The organism is Faecalibacterium prausnitzii (assembly GCF_049532945.1).
Lineage (GTDB): Bacteria > Bacillota > Clostridia > Oscillospirales > Ruminococcaceae > Faecalibacterium > Faecalibacterium prausnitzii_N.
Genome location: NZ_CP186691.1, coordinates 2,298,966 through 2,316,075 on the forward strand (window position 1 = coordinate 2,298,966; position 17,110 = coordinate 2,316,075).

General features: G+C 59.7%; 16 protein-coding genes and 1 pseudogene. 10 read left to right on the forward strand and 7 right to left on the reverse strand.

All coding sequences use genetic code 11. From position 1 onward, the window contains the following. Nucleotides 1-147 precede the first annotated feature (147 nt). From ACNQFG_RS11495 to ACNQFG_RS11515, 5 genes are all read left to right on the forward strand, one after another. The gene (locus tag ACNQFG_RS11495; protein WP_207698363.1) at nt 148-1,077 is read left to right on the forward strand and encodes a dihydrodipicolinate synthase family protein; all 930 of its coding nucleotides are present in this window, start codon (nt 148-150) and stop codon (nt 1,075-1,077) included. 82 nt (nt 1,078-1,159) lie between these two features. Next, nucleotides 1,160-1,621: a YhcH/YjgK/YiaL family protein gene (locus tag ACNQFG_RS11500; protein ID WP_097792077.1), complete on the forward strand. Its 462-nt coding sequence runs from the start codon at nt 1,160-1,162 to the stop codon at nt 1,619-1,621. Further along, nucleotides 1,614-2,318: an N-acetylmannosamine-6-phosphate 2-epimerase gene (locus ACNQFG_RS11505; RefSeq protein WP_423405010.1), complete on the forward strand. Its 705-nt coding sequence runs from the start codon at nt 1,614-1,616 to the stop codon at nt 2,316-2,318. The genes ACNQFG_RS11500 and ACNQFG_RS11505 overlap by 8 nt, the downstream gene beginning before the upstream one ends. Before the next feature lie 15 nt (nt 2,319-2,333). After that, nucleotides 2,334-3,269, forward strand: a complete 936-nt coding sequence (locus tag ACNQFG_RS11510) for an ROK family protein (protein ID WP_423405011.1) — start codon at nt 2,334-2,336, stop codon at nt 3,267-3,269. 22 nt (nt 3,270-3,291) lie between these two features. Beyond that, a complete protein-coding gene (locus ACNQFG_RS11515) occupies nt 3,292-3,930 on the forward strand; it encodes a GDSL-type esterase/lipase family protein (protein ID WP_423405012.1) in 639 nt (212 codons plus the stop codon). Nucleotides 3,931-4,080: 150 nt separating this feature from the next. On the opposite strand, the gene ACNQFG_RS11520 is transcribed toward ACNQFG_RS11515, so the two are convergent. From ACNQFG_RS11520 to ACNQFG_RS11530, 3 genes and pseudogenes are all read right to left on the reverse strand, one after another. Then, a complete protein-coding gene (locus ACNQFG_RS11520) occupies nt 4,081-5,289 on the reverse strand; it encodes a GNAT family N-acetyltransferase (RefSeq protein WP_423405013.1) in 1,209 nt (402 codons plus the stop codon). A 16-nt stretch (nt 5,290-5,305) separates the two neighbouring features. Next, the gene (gene aspS / locus ACNQFG_RS11525) at nt 5,306-6,640 is read right to left on the reverse strand and encodes an aspartate--tRNA(Asn) ligase (protein ID WP_423405014.1); all 1,335 of its coding nucleotides are present in this window, start codon (nt 6,638-6,640) and stop codon (nt 5,306-5,308) included. A gap of 132 nt (nt 6,641-6,772) precedes the next feature. Then, nucleotides 6,773-7,386 (reverse strand): annotated as a pseudogene (locus ACNQFG_RS11530) (sugar transferase). 252 nt (nt 7,387-7,638) lie between these two features. Here ACNQFG_RS11530 and ACNQFG_RS11535 point away from each other — a divergent pair. Both ACNQFG_RS11535 and ACNQFG_RS11540 read left to right on the forward strand, forming a co-directional pair. Then, nucleotides 7,639-9,645, forward strand: coding sequence for a TIM-barrel domain-containing protein (locus ACNQFG_RS11535; protein ID WP_423405015.1), 2,007 nt, complete (start codon nt 7,639-7,641; stop codon nt 9,643-9,645). Between the two features lie 173 nt (nt 9,646-9,818). Next, a complete protein-coding gene (locus ACNQFG_RS11540; RefSeq protein WP_423405016.1) occupies nt 9,819-11,189 on the forward strand; it encodes an MATE family efflux transporter in 1,371 nt (456 codons plus the stop codon). A gap of 150 nt (nt 11,190-11,339) precedes the next feature. On the opposite strand, the gene ACNQFG_RS11545 is transcribed toward ACNQFG_RS11540, so the two are convergent. Then, entirely contained in the window at nt 11,340-11,882 is a 543-nt protein-coding gene (locus ACNQFG_RS11545; RefSeq protein WP_423405017.1) for a GNAT family N-acetyltransferase, read from the reverse strand. 187 nt (nt 11,883-12,069) lie between these two features. Between ACNQFG_RS11545 and ACNQFG_RS11550 the strand changes: the two genes are divergently transcribed. From ACNQFG_RS11550 to ACNQFG_RS11560, 3 genes are read left to right on the forward strand one after another with little or no spacing between them, the layout of a single operon-like run. Continuing rightward, complete coding sequence (locus tag ACNQFG_RS11550; protein ID WP_423405018.1) at nt 12,070-12,822, forward strand: GntR family transcriptional regulator; 753 nt, start codon at nt 12,070-12,072, stop codon at nt 12,820-12,822. Nucleotides 12,823-12,837: 15 nt separating this feature from the next. Then, nucleotides 12,838-13,779, forward strand: a complete 942-nt coding sequence (gene pyrB, locus ACNQFG_RS11555) for an aspartate carbamoyltransferase (protein ID WP_423405019.1) — start codon at nt 12,838-12,840, stop codon at nt 13,777-13,779. 1 nt (nt 13,780) lies between these two features. Next, entirely contained in the window at nt 13,781-14,218 is a 438-nt protein-coding gene (locus tag ACNQFG_RS11560; protein WP_423405020.1) for an aspartate carbamoyltransferase regulatory subunit, read from the forward strand. Between the two features lie 91 nt (nt 14,219-14,309). Here ACNQFG_RS11560 and ACNQFG_RS11565 read toward each other — a convergent pair whose 3' ends face one another. From ACNQFG_RS11565 to ACNQFG_RS11575, 3 genes are all read right to left on the reverse strand, one after another. Then, nucleotides 14,310-14,657, reverse strand: a complete 348-nt coding sequence (locus tag ACNQFG_RS11565) for a cupin domain-containing protein (RefSeq protein WP_423405021.1) — start codon at nt 14,655-14,657, stop codon at nt 14,310-14,312. Between the two features lie 424 nt (nt 14,658-15,081). After that, nucleotides 15,082-16,365, reverse strand: a complete 1,284-nt coding sequence (locus ACNQFG_RS11570; protein WP_423405022.1) for a sensor histidine kinase — start codon at nt 16,363-16,365, stop codon at nt 15,082-15,084. Further along, nucleotides 16,358-17,029, reverse strand: coding sequence for a LytR/AlgR family response regulator transcription factor (locus ACNQFG_RS11575; RefSeq protein ID WP_423406586.1), 672 nt, complete (start codon nt 17,027-17,029; stop codon nt 16,358-16,360). Before ACNQFG_RS11575 ends, ACNQFG_RS11570 begins: the two co-directional genes overlap by 8 nt. Between the last annotated feature and the right edge of the window lie 81 nt (nt 17,030-17,110).

Below are 17,110 nucleotides of genomic sequence, written 5' to 3' on the forward strand. Positions count from 1 at the left end.
AGACGCAAGGCCCGCCCAAGGGCCGAAGCGGATGCAGGGCACCGCAAGAGGGCGCTGATGCCGCTGCCCGGGAACAGAAAGCGTACGAGCTTGATGCAAAACCATTTCATCTGTATTTATTACTATTTTTAAAGAAGGGTTTGGAACATGAAAGATATCAAAAAATATCAGGGTGTCATCCCCGCCTTTTACGCCTGCTACGACGCAGAGGGCAACATTTCCACCGAGGGCGTCAAGGCCCTTACCCGCCATCTGATCGCCAAAGGCGTCAAGGGCGTGTATGTAGGCGGTTCCTCCGGCGAGTGCATCTACCAGCACGTGGATGAGCGCAAGGCCGTTCTGGAAGCCGTGATGAGCGAAGCCAAGGGCAAGCTGACCGTCATTGCGCATGTCGGCTGCAACAATACCGCCGACAGCGTGGAGCTGGCCCGCCATGCCGAGAGCGTGGGCGTGGATGCCATTGCATCCATTCCTCCCATCTACTTCCACCTGCCGGAGTACGCCATTGCAAAATACTGGAACGATATGTCCGCTGCTGCTCCCAACACCGAGTTCGTCATCTACAACATCCCGCAGCTGGCAGGCACCGGCCTGACCATGAGCCTGCTGAAGGAAATGCTCAAGAACCCCAATGTAGTGGCTGTGAAGAACAGCTCCATGCCCACCCAGGACATCCAGATGTTCAAGGATGCCGGCATCGCCGCCCGCGGCGAGGGGAACTTTGTGGTATTCAACGGTCCCGATGAGCAGTTTGTTTCCGGCCGCGTGATCGGCGCAGACGGCGGCATCGGCGGCACCTACGCCGTCATGCCCGAGCTGTATCTGGCCATGAACGACCACATCAACAAGGGCGAGATCGAAGCCGCCCGCGCCATCCAGTACGATGCCGACCGCATCATCTACAAGATGTGCGAAGCCCACGGCAACCTGTACGCCGTGCAGAAGGAGATCCTGCGCCGGATGTACGGTCTGGAGCTGGGCGGCGTGCGTGAGCCGATGCCCGGCCTGATCCCGGAAGATGAAGCCATCGTGGCCGAAGCACAGGCCATGATCGAAGCTGCCATTGCGAAACTGTAAATCTGTAAACTGAAAAAGCGCCCCCTCTTCCGTCTCGTTTCTGAGGGGAGAGGGTCGGCGCTCTTTTTGATGGAGGGACCTTATGATCTGCGATACTCTGGAGCACCTGACCCTGTATCAGGGCTTCCACAAGAACCTCGACACGGCCATCACCTTCCTGATGGCCTGCGACCTGAACACCCTGCCGCTGGGCCGCACCGAAGTGGACGGCGACACGGTGTTCATCAACGTGATGGATGCCGAACTCCACCCCAACGAAGGCTCGCACCCGGAATACCACCGCATCTACGCCGATTTGCAGATCGACCTGACCGGCAGCGAGGGCTGGGGCTACGAGACCGCACCCGGCACCGAAGTGAAGCCCTATGCCCCGGACATCGGCTTTCAGGACAGCCCGGACGCCGTGTTCGGCACCCTGGGCGGCGGGCGGTTCGTGCTCTTCTTCCCCGGCGAGCTGCACAAACCCGGCGTTGCACAGCCCGATTGCAGGAATGTGCGCAAAGCAGTCGTAAAGATCAGAATGGAGGATAAATACCATGGATAAGGAAAAGCTGTTTGCTCAGATCAAGGGCGGTCTGATCGTCTCCTGTCAGGCACTGGAGACGGAGCCCCTGTACACGAAAGAAGGCGGCGTGATGCCGCTGATGGCAAAAGCCGCCGCCATGAGCGGTGCTGTGGGCATCCGTGCCAACACCGTGCGCGACATTACCCAGATCAAGCAGGTGGTGGATCTGCCGGTCATCGGCATCATCAAAAAGGACTACCCCGGCACGCCCATGTACATCACCGTTACCATGAAGGAAGTGGACGAGCTGGTGGAGTGCGGCGTGGACATTCTTGCCGTGCAGGGCACCGGTGCCCTTCGCCCGGACGGCTCCACCTCCGCCCAGTTCATCCGCACCATCAAGGCAAAGTATCCCGACCAGCTGGTGATGGCCGACTGCGACAACTTTGAGAACGCCATGGCCTGCGCCGAAGCCGGTGCCGACTTTGTGGGCACCACCATGCGCGGCTACACCCCGGAGACCAAGGGCATTGACGATATCGACTTTGATTTTGTCCATAAGCTGGCCGCAGAGTGCCCGGCAAAGGTCATTGCCGAGGGCCACATCCACTACCCGGAGCAGGCGGTCAAGGCGCTGGAAGCTGGTGCATTCGCACTGGTGGTGGGCGGTGCCATCACCCGCCCGGCAGAGATCACGGCCCGCTTTACCGGTGCCATCAACGCCATGAACCACTGACGCGGAGACGTTTTTATGAAGACAAAACAGTATTTTGGCATTGATATCGGCGGCACAGCCGTCAAGCTGGGCATCGTGGATGAGACCGGTGCCGTGCTGGCCAAAGCCGAGGAGAGCGTCAGCTTTGACGGCTACGAAACGCCCATCCTGACCACGGTGTGCAAGGCAGCCAAAGCCTTTGTGGAAGCGCAGAACCTCTCCCCTGCCGCCCTTGTCGGCGTGGGCGTTTCGGCCACCGGTCAGATCGACAGCCGCGCCGGAACGGTCGTCGGCACCTGCGGCAATCTGCCCCACTACATCGGCTCCCCCATCAAAGCGGAACTCGAATCGCTGTTCGGCCTGCCCGTCACAGTGGCCAACGACGCCAACTGCATGACACTGGGTGAAGTGTGGGTCGGCGCTGCACAGGGCTATACGGACGTGATCGGTGTGACCCTTGGCACCGGCGTGGGCGGCGGCATCCTGACCGGGGGCCGCCTGCTGGAAGGTGCCCGTGGTCTGGGCGGTGAGCTGGGCCACTACCGGCTCCACGCGCTCGATGGTGTGTCGTGCACCTGCGGAGCTGCGGGCTGCTGGGAACGCTACGCTGCCACCACTGCACTCGTCCGTGCTGCGCAGGAGAAAGACCCCGCCTGGACGAACGGCCGCGCGATCTTCGCCGCCGCGCAGGCAGGCAACGAGACAGTTCTTGCCCTGCTGGACCACTGGACGGACGAGATTGCACAGGGCCTTGCAGGCATGGTGCACATCTTCAACCCGCAGCTCATTCTGATCGGCGGCGGCGTGAGCGCGCAGCAGAAACTGCTGATCGAACCCATTGCCGCAAAGGTGAAAGCATCGGTCATGCCCGCCTTTGCAGAGGGGCTGGAAGTGCGCGCCGCTCAGCTGCACAACGATGCCGGTATGGTGGGCGCCATCTACTATTTCCGCCAGAGCCATCCGGAACGATAACTCAAAAAGGAGTGTATTTGCGATGAAAACTCACATTCTCTGCCTAGGCGATTCCAACACCCACGGCTACTGTGCCGACCCGAACGACTGCGCCGACCACGGCATCCGCTTCAATGAAGAGGAGCGCTGGACCTGCCGTTTGCAGACCGCACTGGGCAGCCAGTACCTCGTCACCGAAGAGGGCCTGTCCGGCCGGACGACCGTTTTCGAAGACCCTATCCACGAATCCATGGATGCCCTCAGCGTCATCTATGCCCTGCTCAAGAGTCATGAGGTCATCGACCTGCTCATCATCATGCTGGGCACGAACGATGTCAAGGAGCGCTTTGGTGCCAACGCCGCCTGCATCGCTGCGGGCATGGAGCGGCTGATCCTCAAAGCCAAGAGCGTGGACTGCTGGGGCACCAAGCAGCCCAACATCCTCATCGTGGCACCGCCCCGCATCAAGGAGGGCTTCCACGACGAAGTCATGGGCGACGGCTGCGTGGAGAAGTCCCGTGGGGTGGCCGCGCAGTTCCAGATGATCGCCGCACGCAACCACGTGCATTTCCTCGATGCAGAGGGGTGCGAGTTCAACAAGGTGGACTTCATGCACCTGACCCGCAAGGGCCACGCACAGCTGGCTGAAAAGCTGGCCGAAGTGGTGCCGACGCTCCTTTGAGCGAATAAAAAAACCCTCTCCGCCACGCTGACGCATGCCTGCTCCCCCGAAAGGGGGAGCTTTTTGATGCCGTAACATACAGCACCAGACCCCGCCCTTTGGGCGGGGCGGCATTGCGAAGCAATGACGGAGAGGGTTTTTATGGTTCGATCAGATGTAATCCGAGATGTACGGGATCTTGTGGAAGAGCACATCGTCCAGACGCTCAACGGCCTCTTCCCTGCCCTCGATGCGCTCCAGCTCATACAGACGTTCTGCCGTCTTATAGCCCAGCAGCAGGGTGGAAAGGGTGCCGATGCCCATTTTGAGATGATGCTCCGGCGGTTCCCGCGTCTGGGTGCATTCGCCGTTTTCGAACTTCACCGTGAAGGTGCGGTCGTTCCACGGGAGGAGCTTGTCCTCGATTTCCAGCGCGATGGTCAGGGTGCCGCCGTCCGGGTCGCAGGGATAATCGGCGAGGAAATCTTCCACGTCGATGATGCGGCCCATGGCATAGGGGCGGATGCTCTCTTTGATGTCGCCATCGTCCATCTCAAAGGCGATGGGTTCGCTGAAATAGGTGCTGCCGTGCACCTCGTCGATCATGGAATCGTGGGCGTGGATGTACTCCCACAGGCCTTTCTGCGCCTCGCGGTTCAGATAGACCATTTCCTTGATGTGCATGATGTCGTTCTTGATGAGGTAGACCATGTAGCCGCAAGGCTTATCCTTGACGTTGTAATAGACGGCCACATTGGTGTCGTCCTCATCCCAGCGCCAATATTCCTCCCACGCGAGGCTGTTGCGGAACAGGCACCCATGGGTGATGGACGCAAAGTGGGAGTGCAGCTCATGGAACTCGGTGTTGTCCCAGGAGACGCGGCGGACGTAGCCGGGCGCTTTGACCTTGGTGGGGATCTGCCGGTCCTTGATGTTGAACGAGATCTTGTTGGAGACGATCTCCCACCCCAGATGATGGTACAGCGGGATGGAATACGGGTAGAGCAGCGCGAAGGATTTTCCCTCCTCGTGCATCTGGGTCAGGCCCTGGATCATCAGCTTTTTCATGATGCCCTGCCCGGTGTACTCCGGGTAGGTGCAGACGCTGGTGACAAAGCCGACATGGTACACCGTATCGTAGATGTTCATCTTCAGCGGGTAGACCGCAAACTGCGAGATGAGGTCTTCGCCATCGAAGCAGCCCAGCACATCGGCGCGCTCCAGCACCGGGAACTTGGACTGCTTGATCTCATCGTCCTTCCAGCCGGTGGCGGTCAGTTCCTCTTCCGTGACCTGAAAAGTATACCGCAGCAACGCGTTGTACTGGTCCAGATCCTTCGGTTCGAGGTAGCGGGTGGTATAATGTTCTGCGGCGTTCATGATAGCGTCCCCGAAATCACGGAGTCAGACGGTTGGGGCCGCGGAACAGGAACTCGGCGTCCTTGATGGTCAGGCCGCACAGCAGCATGGTCAGGCGGTCGATGCCCAGACCGAAACCGCCGTGGGGCGGGCAGCCGTACTGGAAGAACTCCAGATAGAACTTGACATCATCGGCCAGACCCTTTTCCTCGGCCTGCTTCTTCAGCACCTCGTAGCGGTGCTCGCGCTGGGCACCGGTGGTGATCTCAACACCACGCCAGATCAGGTCGTAGCCCTGGGGCACACCGTTCTCGTCGCGCATGTGGTAGAACGCACGCTTCTCGGCGGAATAATCGGTGATGAAGAGGAACTCGTGGCCGTAATGCTTCTTCACCCACTCATAGCTCAGGCGCTCGGCCTCGGTGGTCAGGTCGCCCTTCTCGCTCTCATCGACGGTGTAGCCGAACTCTTCTTCCAGACCCTTGTACAGGTCTGCCAGCTTGACCACCGGGAACGGAGTGGTGGGAACGATCACTTCCTGCCCGAACATCTCCTTGATCTGGTCGCCGTAGTTGTCCTTGACAGCCTGCAGACCGGCAGTCAGCAGCTCTTCTTCCATCTTCATCACGTCTTTATAGGAAGTGATGTAGCTGAACTCCAGATCGAAGCCGGAGAACTCGGTGGAGTGCTTGTTGGTGTAGCTCTTCTCGGCGCGGAACACAGGGCTGGTCTCGAAGATGCGCTCAAAGCCTGCAGCCATGGCCATCTGCTTGTAGAACTGAGGGCTCTGTGCCAGATAGGCGTTGCGGTCAAAGTAGTCCACCTTGAACACCTCAGAGCCGCTCTCGCTGGCAGCAGCGATCAGCTTTGGGGTGTGGATCTCGATGAAGTTACGGTCCAGCAGGAACTTGCGCATGGCGTTCACAAAGCAGCTCTGTGCCTTGAACATGAGCTGGTTCTCGTCGGTGCGCAGGTCGATCCAGCGGTAATCGATGCGCTGGTCGATGCTGGAGCGCTCCACAGCCTTCTTTTTCTTGGTGGCTGCGATCTCCTTGCGGACGATGGGCAGAGCGTTGGCGATGCTCTCGATCTCGATGCTCTCGGGGATCATCTCCACGCCGCCCATCTTGACGTAGTCGTTCTCCACCACCTTGCCGGTGACGGTGATGACGGAATCCGGGGTGAGCTGATCGATGGTATCCACCAGATCGGGGTGATCTTCCTTTTCCACCGTGATCTGCAGCTTGCCGGTAATATCCTTCAGCACGATAAAGGCCATATACTTGCTGTTGCGCAGGTTCTCGATAAAGCCCTGCACCTTGACCGTATTGCCAATTTCCTTTTGTACCTCGTTGATGTAGGTGCGGTTCATGGAAATCCTCCTTCGTATTCTTGTGTACTTTTTTATTATAGCCTTTTTGTGGGAGAAATCAACCCAAAACCCCCATCTTCGTCCGCAACTTCTCCCCGCTGCGGCCTCTTCATTCACGCTTTGCGCTGTCCCTTATCCTTTTTTCTTTTCGTGCAGAGTGCCGGTGCCGCCCTCCACCACGCCGTCGTGCTTAAGCACCGCGGCAATGGTGCCGAAGAAGCATTTCACATCCAGCCAAAACTCAGATGCTCCACATACCAGCCGTCCAGCTTGGCCTTCTCGGCAATTTCCAGCTCGTCGCGGCCGTGGATCTGTGCCCAGCCGGTCAGGCCCGGGCGCACATCGTTTGCATGGTACTTGTCGCGCTCTGCCAGCAGATCATACTGGTTCCACAAAGCAGGCCGCGGGCCGATGACCGCCATATCACCTACAAAGATATTCCACAGCTGGGGCAGCTCGTCCAGACTGGTCTTGCGCAGGAAATGACCCATGCGGGTGATATACTGGTCCGGGTCGTGCAGCAGATGGGTGGGCATATCGTGGGGCGTGTCGATGCGCATGGTGCGGAATTTGAGGATGTTGAAATGCCGTTTGTGGATGCCCACCCGCTTCTGTTTGAACAGGATGGGGCCCGGCGAATCCACCTTGATGGCGATGCAGAGGATGAGCAGCAGCGGCGATAACACGATCATGCCGCACAGCGACAGCACCACCGCCAGCAGCCGCTTGATGCCGTTACGATACATAGAACTTTCTCTCCCTTATTCATTGGTGTGGATGGAACGGTTCTAGTATACCAAGCTCTCCGACATTTTTCAATTCATCGCGCAAGGTTTTCCGGAACACCCGCATCCGGAGTATGGGCAGCGCGCCGCCGGGCAAACGCCGGTTTTGTTGCATTTTTCAGCCGGTTTTCCCCCTTGTTTCGGGCGGTGTTCTGCCGTATCATACCATTGGAATGACGTCGTGCGTTTTTTATCATAAAGGAGGGTCCCATCATGATCCAGAGATTTTCTTTCGGTCATCCCATCCCCACCGGGAGCGTCGAGCAGGTGCTCCCCCTCTGCGGAGGCAGCGTCCCCTTTCTGACCCCGGCCGCCGAAGGCTGGACGTATCGGATGCAGGAAGACTGCGTCGTCTATGGCCTGGGCGAAATGCCCCGCGGCATCAACAAGCGCGGCTGGCACTACGTGACCAACAACACCGATGAAGCCCGCCACAGCGAGGATAAGCTTTCCTACTATGGTGCGCACAATTTTCTGCTCATCCGGAACGGGGAGGACTGCTTCGGCCTCTTTGTGGATTTCCCCGGAAAAGTCCATTATGACATCGGCTACACCCGGCACGACACGCTGTGCTTCCACACCGAGGAGCCGGACTACGAGCTATACGTCCTCTCCGGCGGGGACGAGAACGCGCTCTGCAAAGAGTTCCGTGCCCTCATCGGCCGCAGCTATATCCCGCCCAAGTGGGCCTTTGGTCTGGCACAGAGCCGCTTTGGCTACAAGACCGCTGAGGACGTGCGGGAGGTGGCCCGCCAGTACAAAGAGAACGATCTGCCGCTGGATATGATCTGCATGGACATCGATTACATGCAGGACTACGCGGATTTTACCGTCAACCGGGAGCGTTTCCCCGACCTGAAAAAGCTCTCCGATGAGCTGAAGGCGGAGGGCATCCGGCTGGTGCCCATCATCGATGCGGGTGTGCGCATCGACGATGCCGACGCGACCTGCAAAGAGGGGCTGGAAAAAGGCTACTTCTGCAAAAAGGCCGACGGCACCCCCTTTGTGGCGGCGGTGTGGCCCGGCAAGGCTTACTTTGCGGACTTCCTGCGCCCGGAGGTGCGGGAGTGGTTCGGCCGGCAGTACAAGGCACTGACCGACTGCGGCATCGAGGGCTTCTGGAACGATATGAACGAACCGTCCCTCTTCTACACGCCGGACCGGCTCCGGGCCTTTCTGGACTCCATGGCCGCTCTGCGCGAAAAGGACAACATCGAGCAGGAGGAATTTTTCAGCCAGGTCGTGGGCGGCGCGCTGGGCCTGATGAACGCCCCCGAGGATTACGCCAGCTTCTACCACGATGTGAACGGCCAGCGGGTGCGCCATGACAGGGTGCACAACCTCTACGGCGGCAATATGACCCGCGCAGCGGGCGAAGCTTTCGCAAAACAGCACCCGGAAAAGCGGATGCTGCTGTACAGCCGTTCCAGCGTGATCGGTTCGCACCGCTACGGCGGCATCTGGCTGGGTGACAACGCTTCCACATGGGCACAGCTTCTGGCCAATATCCAGATGATGCCCAACGTGCAGCTGTGCGGCTTTCTTTATACCGGTGCCGACCTGTGCGGCTTCAGCTCTGACACCACGCCGGACCTTGCCCTGCGCTGGCTGGAGTTCGGCCTGTTCACGCCGCTGATGCGCAACCACGCCACCGACGGCTCCCGGATGCAGGAATACTACCGCTTCCCGGAGATGCTGCCCGCCATCCGCCGGATGCTGCACCTGCGCTACGCCCTGCTGCCATACCTGTACAGCGAATTCATGAAGGCCGCGCTTGAAAATGGCTCCTACTTCCGCCCGCTGGCCTTTGATTACCCCGCTGACCCGGATGCCCGCGAGGTGCAGGACCAGCTGCTGCTGGGCGAAGGGCTGATGGCCGCGCCCATCTACACCCAGAATGCCCATGGCCGGATGGTCTATCTGCCGGAGCCCATGAAGATGCTCCGCCTGCGCAGCGTGGACGACTACGACGAGGAAGTCCTCCCCGCCGGGCACCACTACCTGCGCTGTGCGCTGGATGAGGTGCTGCTCTTCCTCCGGCCCGGCTGCATCGTGCCGGTGGCAGCACCGGCCGACAACATCGCCCAGCTGGACGACACGCAGCTGACCCTGTGGAGTTATCTCCCGGACGGAGGCTCTGCTGCCTACCGGATGTACACCGACGACGGCTTCACCACCGACTACAACGCGCCGGAGCACTGGCGGCTCATCCGGAGCTGAGCCGTCCGCACCGGAAACGCAGCCTTTCGGCTCGATTTTATCCAAATTTTCCTTGTAATTTACGTTTTCAGGGACTATAATAAGAAATTGTGCCGTCCTCTCCGGAAGGCGGCGCTTTCTGATGACAAACAACGAATTTTTAATCCCAGCCTGATGCAAGGAGGAAGCGATTCATGGCACAACTGACCCGGACGGGCGATCTGACCAGCGGCCCGATGCTGCAAAAGATCATCCTGTTTTCCATCCCGCTGGCAGCTTCCAGCATTCTGCAGCTGCTGTTCAACGCTGCGGACGTAGTGGTCGTGGGCCGCTTTGCGGGCAGCACCGCACTGGCGGCCGTCGGCTCCAACGGCTCCCTCATCAACCTGCTGGTGAACCTGTTCGTAGGGCTTTCGCTGGGCGCAAACGTGGTGGCGGCCCGCTGCTTTGGTGCAAAAGACGAGCGCGGGGTGCAGAACACCGTTCAGACTTCTGTCACGCTGAGCCTCGTCAGCGGTGTGCTGCTGGCCTTTGTCGGCTTTTTCGCAGCACGCGGCCTGCTGGAACTGATGTCCTGCCCGGAAGACGTCATTGACCTTTCGACGCTGTATCTGAAGATCTACTTCATCGGAATGCCCATGACCATGCTGTACAACTTCAGCAGTGCGCTGTTGCGCGCCGTGGGCGACACCAAGCGCCCGCTGTACTGTCTGGCAGCAGCCGGCATCATCAACGTGGTGCTGAACCTTGTGTTCGTCATTGCCTTTTCCATGAGCGTGGCAGGCGTGGCGCTGGCTACCATCATCAGTCAGACGGTCTCTGCCCTCATGGTCACCGTCCTGCTCATGAAAGAAGAAGGCCCCCTTCACCTCGACCTACGGCATCTGGGCTTCCACAAAGGTGCGCTGATTCAGATCCTGAAGATCGGCCTGCCTGCCGGTCTGCAGAGCACCGTGTTCAGCCTGTCCAACGTGGTCATCCAGTCGGCGGTCAATTCCTTCGGCTCCACGATCGTGGCGGGCAACTCGGCCGCTGCCAACATCGAGGGCTTCATCTACACCGGCATGAACGCCTTTGCCCAGGCCGCAGTCACCTTCACCAGCCAGAACGTGGGTGCCCGCCGGTATGACAACCTCGACCGCGTCATGCGGAACTGCCTGCTCTGCGCCGTGGTGGTCGGCATCGTGCTGGGCGGCGGTGCCTACCTTGCCGGTGAGGGGTTGCTCCACTTCTATTCCACCGATGAAACGGTCGTCGCCGCCGGTCTGGCCCGGATGAAGGTCATCTGCACCAGCTACTTCCTCTGCGGCATCATGGATACGCTGGCCAGCAGCCTGCGCGGCCTTGGCTACAGCGTGCTGCCCATGGTGGTGAGCCTTGTGGGCAGCTGCCTGCTGCGGCTGGTGTGGATCGCCACCATCTTCCAGCTGAACCGCACACCGTTCATGCTGTACATCAGCTACCCCATCAGCTGGGTGCTGACGGCTGCCGTGCACCTGGCCTGCCTGCTGGTGGTGCGGCACAAAATGAACAACGCAGGGCAGCCGGCAAAGATCGCGGCTTAAACTCAAAAAAACAGGGCTGTTGCGTACTCCTCCAGTCACGGCATTCGCCGTGCCAGCCCCCTCTGGGAGGGGGCCTAAAAGCCTCCCTCATTGAGGGAGGTGGCATCGCGTAAGCGATGTCGGAAGGAGTAAAGCAACAGCCCTGCTTTTTCATATCCTTTTTTCGAGCAGATACCGGTCATAGCCGCCGTACATCTCCCGGCGGGCCGCAATGGTGAAGCCGCAGGCGAGCGCGTTGTTTAAGCTGTACTGATTTTCCGGGCTGACGGTGGCCCCGATGCCCACGATGCCGGGCCGCAGAAGCGGCAGGGCGGCTTCCAGCAGCTTCCGCTGCAAGCCGTTGCCCCGCCAGTCCGGGTGGACAACAGCGCTGTCCGCATTGGCCCAGTGCTCCCACTCGGCCTGCGGGATGCCCAAAAAGGCCGCATAGTTGTGTTCGCTCTGCCCACAGTACCGCAGGATGAAATAAGCCCCCAGCCGCTCTCCATCGAACACGCCCAGGCACAGGTCGTGTGCAAGATAGGCCGTGATGTTTTCCAGCGTGTCCGGCACGAACTGCTCCGGGTCCGGCATGGCGGCGCGCACCTCGTTTTGCAGCGCGTAAAACGCGGCGGCGTCCGCCGGGCCGCACCGACGCACCGCAACGAGAAGTGCGGCGGGCTGACCGCACACTTTGTTCAGCAGAAGTTCCATTTCCAAGACCCTCCAAAATAAAATCATACTTTCTTCCGGATTCCAGTAGAATTGCCGTTTGAAATCATCTCATCTTATGTTATAATGAATACAAGAAAATTTGTCCAGTAAAACTTTGGGGTTGCCGGGCAGTTTTTCGGAAAGTCCAGGCGGGAGCTTCCCGCCCGTGAACCGGAGGATACAACCTATGAAAGATTCCAGCTCTTCGTCTATCCGCCTGGGCGGGGCCGTCATCAGCGACCGCATTGTGTCGGCCCTGCTGGAGGAACTGCGCACCGGGCGCTACGCCGACGCAGACCGTCTGCCTGCAGAGGTCGATCTGGCTGCACAGCTCAGCGTCAGCCGCACCGTCATCCGCGATGCTTTGAGCGAGATGGAGCGCGCAGGCTATGTGGAGCGCGTGCGCGGCATTGGCACGGTGGTGAACCGCGCTGTGCTGAGCCTGCGCAGCCGGCTGGACCAGAAGCTGGAATACTACCCGCTGATCCGCAGCTTTGGCAGCTACCCCCACGCCGACGGCATTCAGGTATTTCCCATCCGTGCCGGTGAAGAGCTGGCCCGCGATCTGGAAATTGAGCCGGGCGACGACGTGATCTGCATTAAAAAGCGCATTCTGGCCGACACCACCCCGGTGATCTACTCCATCGACTACCTGCCCAGAGCACTGTTCGGTGCCAGAGACTACACCCGCATCGACCTGACCGGCGGCGTGTTCGATATTCTGGAACGGGAGTGCCACCAGCAGATCTCCTCCAACGTCGCCCACCTGAAGGCAAGCTGCGGCGACGATGCCATCCGCTCCGCCATGCGCCTTGCTCCGGGCGAGGCCATGCTGCTGCTGGACGAAGTGTGTTTCAATCGTTTGTGCCGCCCGGTGATGCGTTCGCTGAGCTACTACACGAACTTCTTTGATTTTTCCATTCTGCGAAAATTACTTTGACGGAGGTAAAAATCCATGCGACATCTGATCGACCCGTTGGATCTCAGCCCGGAAGAGATCACTTCCCTGCTGGACCTGGCTGACCGCATCCGCAGCGACCCGGCTGCTTACCAGGACGTCGCGGCCCACAAAAAGCTGGCTACCCTGTTCTACGAGCCTTCCACCCGCACCCGCCTCTCCTTTGAGGCAGCCATGCTGAACCTTGGCGGCCATGTGCTGGGCTTTCCCAGTGAGAACGTGTCCAGCGCAAGCAAGGGCGAAAGCGTTGCCGACACCATCCGCGTGGTGTCCTGCTATGCGGACATCGTGGCCATGCGCCACCCCAAAGAGGGCGCACCGCTGCGCGCTTCCCGCTACTCCCGCATCCCGGTGATCAACGCGGGCGACGGCGGCCACCAGCACCCCACCCAGACCCTGACAGACCTCATGACCATCCGCCGCCGCATGGGACGGCTGGATGACCTGACCATCGGCCTGTGCGGCGACCTGAAATTCGGCCGCACCGTGCACTCCCTCATCAAGACCATGGCCCGCTGCAAGAACATCCGGTTCGTGCTTATCAGCCCGGAAGAGCTGCGCGTGCCGGACTACATCGTAAAGGACGTGCTGGAGGCCAACGGCATCCCCTACCAGGAGACCCGCAGTCTGGAGGAATCCATGTCGGAGCTGGACATCCTGTACATGACCCGCGTGCAGAAGGAGCGCTTCTTCAACGAGGAGGACTACATCCGCCTGAAGAACAGCTACATCCTCACCAAGGAAAAGATGGACCTTGCAAAGCCGGATATGGCTGTGCTGCATCCCCTGCCCCGCGTCAACGAGATCGCACTGGACGTGGACGACGATCCCCGCGCCGCCTACTTTGAGCAGGTGCAGAACGGCGTGTATGTGCGTATGGCACTGATCATGACCCTGCTGGGCCTGCGCGACCCCAAGGCACCTAAGGAGGAGAACTGATATGCTGAACATCGATGAAATTCAGAACGGAATCGTGATCGACCACATCAAGGCAGGCACCGCCATTGGCCTGATGGACCTGCTGGGCATTGCGGGCAACCGCACCGCCAGCGTGGCGCTGATCCAGAATGCACGCAGCAACAAGACCGCCAGCGGCCGCAAGGACATCATCAAGGTGGAGGGCGATGCTTCCTGGCTGAACCTGGATGTGCTGGCCTACCTTGACCCGGGCATCAGCGTGACCATCATCCAGGATGGCAAGGCGGTCAAGAAGGAGAAGCCCCAGCCCCCCAAGCGTCTGGTCAACATCGTGCGGTGCAAGAACCCCCGCTGCATCTCCTCCATTGAGGAAGAGTGCGACCAGATCTTTGAGCTGAGCTCCAACGGCAAATACCGCTGCATCTACTGCGAGCAGGAGCTGCAGGTAAAGCCGGAATAACCGGAACAATCGGCACAAACTCAAAAGGCAGTGCGCCCCACGCGGCGCACTGCCTTTTTGCTGCTACGGTTACAAAAAGCTCCAAACTGTTTCACTTGACGAACTCCTCCCGCATCGGGGTGAAGATATCCAGCAGGATGCCCGCTTCGGTGCAGACACAGCCATGCTCGACACCGTCTTCTTTCAAGATGGTGTCCCCGGCGTGGACCGTTCTGGTCACACCGTCCACGGTGAACGCGAACGCTCCCGACACCACATAAGTGATCTGGGTGTGCGGGTGGTGGTGCAGTGCTCCCACCGCACCCGTTTCAAACGTGTTTTCTACACACATCAGGCCATCGGTATAGGCCAGCACCCGGCGGGTGACCCCCGCGCCTGCGGGCTGGGGCAGAGCATCCGCATGAAAGACCCAGCGCTGTTTCTTTTCCGGCAGATCCATATCAGGTTCCTTCTTTCTTGTTTCTGGCAAAGCCATTTTTTCCATTATAAAAGACCGGAGCTTCTTTGACAAGGGCTCCGGCCTGATCTCAAACAAAAAAGTCCCATCCGAAGCTCTCATCGCTGCTGCCTCTCTGCTCCGACATCCCGTTCCCACACAACGATGCCGGAAGAAGCAGCATTTGGAAGAGTCTCTATGAACAGCAATCCCCCGATCACCATCAAGAGCTTCGTCAGGACTTTTACCAGACAAGGCCGCCTGCACCGCCACACGCTCTGCGGTGCCGCATGAACCCGTTCCGCGCTTCCGGATCGCTCCCCGGCCGCAATGCGCCGTTCTTGGCTCTCTGCCTTATTCCTGCCCAGATTATAGCAAATATTCACGCAATTTTCACGCAAAATGTCATATTCTGCGGGGGAAGATGTCATATTCTGTGCACCGGCACCGAACAGGTGAACCGGAACCATTTGTCCCGGCAGCTGATGGCGTACTCTCCCTGATACTTGCGGAGCACATCCGTCACATTCCACAGGCCGATGCCGTGGCCCGGCTCCTTTTTGGTGCTGCGCGGGAGCTGATCGTCCGGCAGGTCCAGATCCTCCCGGACCCGGTTGCGAACGGACAGCAGCAGTTCCTCCTCCGTTTTCCGCATCCGGAAATAGACTTCCGGCGGGTCGGCCTGGGCTGCGGCGTCGATGGCGTTGTTGAGCAGGTTGGAGACGACCATCACAAGGTCGGTCTTTTCGAGTGGGATCGCCCGCAGGTCGGGCAGGTCAAAGTAGAGCATGACCCCCTTGCGGGTGGCCTCCTCGTATTTTTTGCTCAGAATGGAATCCAGCAGCGGGTTGTGGGTATCCATGATGGTGGTATGGGCCGCGATGATCTTTGTGACCGTGGCAAGGTACGCTTTGGCTTCCTCGTATTCGCCCTGTTGCAGCAAGAGCGTCAGCGCCTCGATGTGGTTGGTGAACTCGTGGGTCAGGCGGCGCTGGGTGGTGTAGGAGTCCATCAGCGCTTCGGCCCGCTCCCGCTCCAGCGCCGTCTGCACATGAAGCTCCTGCTGCCGGGCCATCTGCTGATTGAACATCTGGACGATGTACATGTGGAGGAGCACCGCCACCGTCAGGCCCAGCGTCAGCAGCACCATGAGGGAGTCGGCGGGTTCGTCCTTCACCGAGATCATCAGGACCACGTTCAGCACCACGACGATGCCGGGAAAAAAGGACATCACCAGCGCCTGCGGGGATTCGAGCGCCCGCTCATCCTTCCACTGGTGCGAGAAATAGGCCACCACCACGCCCACGATGAGGTTCGTGAGCGTCATGGTCACCAGACATCCGGGCCGCTGCCAGACCACCTGAAGCGACGTTCCGGTCACCCAGGAGACCACATAGCGGACCGTGTTTTCGGAGAGCAGGCACATGGTGCCGTTGATGAGGGCGGCGGTCAGCTTCTGGGGCAGCGTCCCGCCGAACAGCAGGGTGGACAGCAGCACATAGCCCACATTGTACCAGACGGTCTCCAGCGTGAAAAAGCCGATCTGGAAGATCAGACTGAACGCCAGCATCCCGGCCACCAGAACAACGCTCCAGAACCCGACATGCTTCACCCGCCCTTTGCCGAGGTAAGCGCGATCCACCAGCAGGAAGGCGGCCCACTGCGACACGCAGACCATGTGCCCGATGAAGAGCCAGGATATCTCATTCATCGCCAAACTGCCCCTTCCATTCCAGATAGGTCTCCCGGATGGCCGCATAGCCGTTCCGGCTGACGCTCAGTTCCACCCCGTTGCGCATCGTGACCTTGTACCCGCTGATCTGGCGGATGTAGCGCATGTTGACCACATCGCTCCGCCCCACCCGCAGAAAGCCGTTCTCGAACAGCGCCTGCGGCAGATCGGTCAGCTTGCCGTAATAGGAGCAGAGCGGCTGATGCGGCACATCCCCATAGACATTGACCTTGCGCAGGTCGCTTTCCAGGCAGTAGATGCTGTCGTAGGGCAACTCGATGCTGGTGCGGTTCTGCCGGATGGTCAGCACCTTGCGGCTGCGGGCGATCTTTTCGTGGAAGAGCGCCTCCAGGCAGCTGGGCAGCATCCGTTCCATGTCCCGTTTGAGGATGTACCGGAACGCCTGGACTGTGTAGCCCTCCGGGGCAAATTCCAGATAGGCCGAGATGTAGATCAGGCAGATCTCCGGGCTGCGCTCCCGCAGCTGACGCCCCAGCGAGATGCCGTTCATGGTATCCAGATCCACATCCAGCAGCGCCACCTGATACAGTTCCAGATCCGGCACGGCCAGTGCTTCTTCGCCGCTGGTGCAGACCACGATCTCCGCAGGGATCTCCCGCTGGCCGAGACAGGCCCGGACCAGCTACTCCACCCGTGCGGCAAACCGCGCGTCGTCATCACAGATCAACATGTGCATGGTCGGTGTCCCCTTCTTTTGAAAAAA